Source organism: Streptosporangiales bacterium (assembly GCA_009379825.1).
In the GTDB taxonomy this organism is placed as follows: Bacteria; Actinomycetota; Actinomycetes; order Streptosporangiales; family WHST01; genus WHST01.
On record WHTA01000144.1, the window covers coordinates 1 to 6,701 of the forward strand.

The window sequence follows — 6,701 nt, forward strand, 5'->3', positions numbered from 1 at the left end:
ACCCGGAAGCCGGCACGCACCAGCTCCTGGTCGTCCACGAGTAGCACCCGGATGGTCATCGCCTGCTCCTCGAGGTCGTCGACGGTAGCTGTGCGGTGACCCGGTAACCGCCCGCAACGGGTCCGTCCTGCACGGTGCCGCCCACGGAGTGCACGCGCTCGCGCATCCCCATCCGGCCGTGCCCGACCGGTGGCGGGTCTGGTGACCCGACGCCGTCGTCGGCGACCTCCAGGTCCACGCCGTCGCCGTCCACCGTCGCGCGTACCTGCACCGCGCTCGCGCGTGCGTGTTTGAGCACGTTGGTCAGGGCCTCCTGCAGCACCCGGTACGCCACCACGCCGACCTCGGTGGCCGGCTCGTCCAGGTCGCCTGTGGTCTGCACGGTGATCGCCACGCCCGAGGCGCGCAGGCCGTCGACGAGCTCGTCGAGGTCGCGCAGCGTCGGGGCCGGCCTGGTCGGCGCGGTCTGGTCGCCGTCCTGCCGCAGCACGTCGAGCATCGTGCGGAGCTCCTGGAGCGCGGTGTCGCTGGCGTCGTTGATGTGGACGAGCGCCTGCCGCGCCTGCTCGGTGTCGCCGTCGATGACGTGTGCGGCGACGCCGGACTGCACGTTGATGACGGCGATGGTGTGCGCCAGGATGTCGTGCAGGTCCCTGGCGATCCTGATCCGCTCCTCGGCGACCTGCCGCCTGGCCTCCTGCTCCTTGGTCTCCTCCGCCCGCCTGGCCCGCTCCACCACCTCGGCGAGGTACGCGCGGCGGTTACGTACGGCCTCGGCGATGGCCGGCGGCAGCGCCACCCAGAACACGATGCCGAACACCTGCGGCCACATCGACGGGTACCTGATCACGATCGGGAGGGTCACGGCCGCGGCCGTGATACCCGCGGCGACGAGCCAGGTCTTCCGGTCCGTACGCAGCGCGAGGTTGAACAGCGCGACCATCACCGGCAGCGCCATCGTCAGGACCGCCCCGTTCACGCTGACCGCGACGACGGCGAGGCCGACCACCGCGGCGAGCGTCGTCCGCGGGTACTGCCGGCGCGTGAGCAGCAACCCGATCGCGAGGATGGGCAGGGCGACCGTCCACTGCGCGACCTCGAACGGCGGGTCGAATTTGTCCGGGTGCCGCTGGTCGAAGGCCCGGGGCGGCAGCACGTACGGCGCGGCGCAGATGGCGGCGAGCACGGGCAGGAGGACGGCGTCCCTCGCTCGACCGCGCAGGGAGCGACCCGGTCTCGACTGTGTGACCACGTGGTCAGGGTATGGCCACCGTTCGTGTCCGGCATCCCGACACGTGCGTAAGCCGATGCACACCGATGTACTCCCAGGGTTGTACACCGGTGTCCAGGCATTCCTTCTCAGTGCAGACGCCGCGGCGCCCGGTGATCACTAGCGTCACCTAGGTCACCCCGCTAGGAAGAGAAGACCTGCATGTTCAAGCTGGCCCAGCTGAGTCTCGCCAACCGCGCGGTCGTGGCGTTGGCGTCGCTGGCGATCATCGTGTTCGGCGTGTTCGCGACGTTCGCCACGAAGCAGGAGCTGATTCCCTCGCTGGCACTGCCGAGCGCGACCATACCCCGGTGCCTCGCCGCAGATCGTCGAGCGCGAGGTGACCGAGAAGGTCGAGCAGGCGATCAGCAGTGTCGACGGCCTCGAGTCGCGCACCTCGACGTCCACCAACGGCATGTCCATGGTGCAGGCGGAGTTCGACTACGGCACGGACATCGACCAGGCGACCAACGACCTGGACGAGGCGCTCAACCGGATCAGCGGCGAGCTGCCTGACGACGTCGACCACAGGTGCAGTCGGGCACCACCGACGACATCCCTGTGCTCCTCATCGCGGCGTCCGCCGACCTCGACGAGCGCACGTTGGCGCAGCGGCTGGACGACCACGCGGTCGCCGACCTGCGCGGCCTCGACGGGGTACGCGACGTGCAGGTGACCGGCGCCAGGGCAGAGCGCGTCATGGTCACCCTGGACAAGGACGAGATGGCCGAGAAGGACATCTCCGCCGAGACGGTGAGGCAGACGCTCGAGGCCAACGGGGTCAGTATCCCCGGTGGTGAGCTGACCCAGGACGGCAAGACCCGGTCGGTCGAGGTCGGGCAGAAGTTCGACTCCGTCGCCGACCTGCGCAAGCTGACCATGATGCCGGCGGCGCCCGACGCCGAGCCGGTGCCGGGGCAGCCGGTGCCGCGGCCGGAGCCGGTGGAGCTGCGGGAGATCGCGTCGGTCAAGGCGCAGCTGGAGCCGACGGCGTCGATCACGCGGACCGACGGCGTACGCACGCTCGGCCTGATGGTGACGAAGACCAGCGACGCGAACACCGTGGACGCCGCGGAGCACGAGCTCGACGACATCGAGGAGAAGATCGGGGCGGACGCGAAGCTCACGGTCGTCTTCGACCAGTCGCCGTTCATCGAGGAGTCCATCGAGGGCCTCGCCACCGAGGGCGGCATCGGCGTGGTCTTCGCGGTCGTGGTGATCCTCGTCTTCCTGCTGTCGCTGCGGTCCACCATCGTCACCGCGTTGTCCATCCCGCTCTCGCTGCTCGTCGCGGTGTCGAGCCTCTACGCGGGCGGCTACTCGTTCAACATCCTGACGCTCGGCGCGTTGACGGTGGCCGTCGGCCGGGTGGTCGACGACTCGATCGTGGTGCTGGAGAACATCAAACGGCATCTGGGCTACGGCGAGGAGAAACGCGACGCCATCCTCACCGGCGTACGGGAGGTGGCCGGGGCGGTGACGGCGTCCACGCTGACCACGGTCGGTGTGTTCCTGCCGATCGCGTTCGTCGGCGGCCAGGTCGGCGAGATGTTCCGGCCGTTCGGGGTGACGGTGACGATCGCGTTGCTGGCCTCGCTGCTGGTCTCGCTCACCATCATCCCGGTGCTCGCGTACTGGTTCATGAAGCCGAGCGCGGCGACGCCCGAGGAGCGCGCGCGGGTCGAGGAAGCGGCGCTGGCCAACGAACGCCGCAGCCCGCTGCAGCGGGTGTACGTGCCGGTCATCACCTGGGCGACGAGGCATCGGATCGTCACGTTGCTTGCCGGGGTCGTGGTGTTCGGCGTGACCATCGGCGGCGTGCCGTACCTGCAGACCAACTTCCTCGGCTCGATGGGGCAGAACTACTACCAGGTAAACCAGACGATGCCCGAGGGTGCGTCGCTGGCACGTACGAACGACGCCGCGCAGGAGGTCGAGGACATGCTCGACGACCTGAAGCACATGGACACGTACCAGGTGACGGTCGGCTCGGTCGACGACTTCGGCTTCGGCGGCACCGGCGGCACGAACACCGCGACGTTCAACATCACCAGCGACAAGGACGCCGACCAGGAGGCGTTCAAGGACCGGCTGCGGGACCGGCTCGACGACATCAGCGGCGCCGGCGAGCTCGAGCTGTCCGACGCCACCGGGCCCGAAGGTGGGTCGAGCGGCATCGAGGTCACCGTGCACGCCGGGGACGAGGACACCCTCGAGACGGCCACCAGGGAGGTCGAGGACGCCGTCGACGAGGCGCCGGACACCACCGACGTCGGCAGCAACCTCGCGACCGACCTGCCGACCATCCAGGTCGACGTGGACCAGGCCGAGGCGGCCGAGCGTGGCCTGTCCGAGGCGCAGGTCGGCCAGGCGATCAGGCAGGCGTTCGAGGGCGAGCAGCAGGCGACGGTGCTGATCGACAACGAGGAACGCGACGTGCTCGTCCGCGCCACCGAGGCGCCGAAGACCCTCGCCGAGGTGCGTAACTTCGAGGTCGCCAGCCCGGCCGGCGGCACCGTCAAGGTGAAGCGGGTGGCGGAGGTCACCGAGGTGGAGCGGGCTGCCGAGATCACCCGCACCGACGGGGAACGCACCGCGACGGTCACGGCCACGCCGCTCGGCGACAACACCGGAGCGGTGAGCACCGACGTGCAGGAGCGGCTGAACGACCTGGACCTGCCGGACGGCGCGAGCTGGGAGCTCGGCGGCGTCAGCCAGGAGCAGGAGGACGCGTTCCAGCAGATGCTCACCGCGTTGCTGGCCGCGATCCTCATCGTGTTCATCATCATGGTCGCGACGTTCCGCAGCATCGTGCAGCCGTTCATCCTGCTCGTGTCGGTGCCGTTCGCGGCGACCGGCGCCATCGGGCTGCTGATCGCCACCGACATCGCGCTCGGCGTGCCCGGGCTGATCGGCATGCTGATGCTGATCGGGATCGTGGTGACCAACGCGATCGTGCTCATCGACCTGGTGAACCAGTACCGGCGGCAGGCGATGAGTGTCCGCGACGCCGTGGTCGAGGGCTCCAGACGACGGCTGCGGCCGATCCTCATGACGGCCCTGGCGACGATCTGCGCGCTGCTGCCGATGGCGTTCGGGCTCACCGGCGGTGGGGTGTTCATCTCGCAGCCGCTGGCGATCGTGGTGATCGGCGGCCTGGTGACGTCCACGCTGCTGACGCTGGTGCTTGTGCCGACGCTCTACACCATGGTGGAGGGCTTCGCCGAGCGGCGGCGGCTCGCGAAGGAGGGCCGCGGCAAGCACAGCGAGAAGCGTGCGGCGACGGCGGGTCCGGAGCCGAGCACCGAGCCGACCATGGCCGACCTCGGTGCCGAGCCGTCCGACGGTGCCCAGCCGGTCACCGTGGTGACGAGCGTCGACGGCGAGGAGGCGGTCACTACGACGGTGCCCGCGCAGCGCGACCAGAACGGGTCGGGCGGTGCCGTCAGCGTCGGGGTGCTGCAGGTGGAGGTGTTGGTGCGGACCAAGAACGGCGAGGCGCCGAAGTCCGACGGCTAGGCTGAGGCGCTGTGCCGCTTCGCCCTCCTGCACTCCGGCCCGGTGACCGGGTCGCCGTGGTCGCCCCGAGCGGACCGGTTCCGTGTGACTGGCTCGACGCCGGGTGTGCCTGGCTGCGCACGCTCGGCGTCGACGTGGCGCTCGGCTGCCACGTGCTCGACGAGCACGGGTACCTGGCCGCCAGCGACGCGGCGCGGGCGGCTGACCTCCAGTCGGCGTGGTGCGACCTCGACGTGCGGGCGGTGATCTGCGCGCGCGGTGGCTACGGCGCTACCAGGCTGCTGCCGCTGCTCGACTGGGACGCCTTGGCGGCCGCCGGCCCGAAGCTGCTGCACGGGTCGAGCGACGTCACGGCGCTGCTGAACGCGTTCGCCGGCGAGTGCCTGCGGTTACGGTGTTCGGGCCGATGCCGGCGGGCGAGCTGCTCGGCGGCGCGGCACCGGACGCGCCGTCCGCCGCCGCGGCGCGCGACGCGTGGTTCGGCGCCGAGCCGTGGACGGTGCCAGGCACGCGGACGCTCGTCTCCGGACGCGCCACCGGCACGTTGGTGGGCGGCAACCTGGCGCTGCTGGCGGCCACGGTGGGCACGCCGTACGCGCCGCCTGACGCCGCCTGCGGGGTAGTGGTGCTCGAGGACGTGCACGAGCCGCCGTACCGCGTGGACCGGATGCTCACGCAGCTGTTGCAGGCGAGGTGGTTCGACGGGGTGCTGGGCATCGCGCTCGGTCAGCTCACCGGGTGCGGTGGCGCGGACGAGGTGCTCGTGGAGCGGCTCACGCCGCTGGGGGCGCCGGTGCTCGCCGGCCTGGCCGTCGGGCACGGCCGGCCGCAGCTGAGCGTCGTGCTCGGCGACCGGGTCGACCTGGACGCCGACGCGCAGGTGCTGCGTCAGGGGGTGAGCGGCCGGCCCGCTCACTGCCGCTCGGACGGCTGGGTACGTACCGCCTGTCCCGGGCTGCGGGTGTCCTCCGTGCGTTTGGCTCCCTGCTTACCGTTGGTCTTGGCCTCGGCGGCGACGCTGCCTTCGCCTTCGCCGGGCAGCGGCAGCGTCCTGCTGGCGATCGGCGGTGGTTGGTAGCGCCCGAGCGGGGCGGCTTGCCGGTTGCGCTGCGCCTCCGGCGTCTGGTCGTACTCCGCCTTCGCCTGTCGTACGGCGTCGACTACCTGCGTGCCGGGGACGAGTCCCTTCGCGCCTTCGGCACGTACGACCGAGTCGATGTACTCCGCCGCCCACTGGGTGCGCAGCGAGTTGTCGAGGCGGAGGTAGTGCAGGTGCCGCTTGTCCGCGTCGGGGAACGGCCGCCCGGCGGTGACGTGGTGCGACAGCCACAGCGCCTCCCGGCCGGCGGGCATCTTGTAGCCGTGGCTGTTGAGGTAGCCCGCGAACCGGAGGAAGTCGGGTGCACTGAAGTGCCAGCGGTGGTCGACCATGGTGGGCACAGCCTAGTCGGTATGGCCGTGACCTGGTAGTTACCGCTCCTGTTGCGGACGCTGCGGCGTGCCGGTGCCCGGGCCGGGCCGTCCCTCCTCGGCGGCGCGGCCCGGAGTGCGCTGGGCCTGGCCAGTCGGGTTGCGCTCCCCAGTGCGTGGAGCGGGGTTGGGGCCGGGACCGAACGGCTGCGGCCGCTGGTCGGAGCTGACGCCGCCGCCCGGACCGGCCGAGTCCATGTCGAGCACGCCCGAGATGGACGAGTTGGCGGACGCCTCGCGTCCTGCACTGGTCCGGCCGGTGGCGAGCTGCTCGGTGGCAGCACGGGTTGCCGGGGACGCGGACTCGCCGCCGAGGGCCGCCGCGAATTCCTCGTGGCTCGGGCTACGTGGTTCGGGTTGGCTGCGTGGGGTCGGTTCGTCGCCGAGGGCCGCCGCGAATTCCTCGTGGCTCGGGCTACGTGGTTCGGGTTGGCTGCGTGGG

At 71.1% G+C, this 6,701-nt stretch carries 1 protein-coding gene and 2 pseudogenes; 2 read left to right on the forward strand and 1 reads right to left on the reverse strand.

Annotated elements, in window-relative coordinates; all coding sequences use genetic code 11:
- Nucleotides 1-55: 55 nt before the first annotated feature.
- The gene (locus GEV07_30390) at nt 56-1,252 is read right to left on the reverse strand and encodes a two-component sensor histidine kinase (protein ID MQA06824.1); all 1,197 of its coding nucleotides are present in this window, start codon (nt 1,250-1,252) and stop codon (nt 56-58) included.
- 180 nt (nt 1,253-1,432) lie between these two features.
- Here GEV07_30390 and GEV07_30395 point away from each other — a divergent pair.
- Together GEV07_30395 and GEV07_30400 are read left to right on the forward strand one after the other, a co-directional pair.
- Nucleotides 1,433-4,789, forward strand: a pseudogene (locus GEV07_30395) (MMPL family transporter).
- A gap of 11 nt (nt 4,790-4,800) precedes the next feature.
- Nucleotides 4,801-5,867, forward strand: a pseudogene (locus tag GEV07_30400) (LD-carboxypeptidase).
- Nucleotides 5,868-6,701 lie beyond the last annotated feature (834 nt).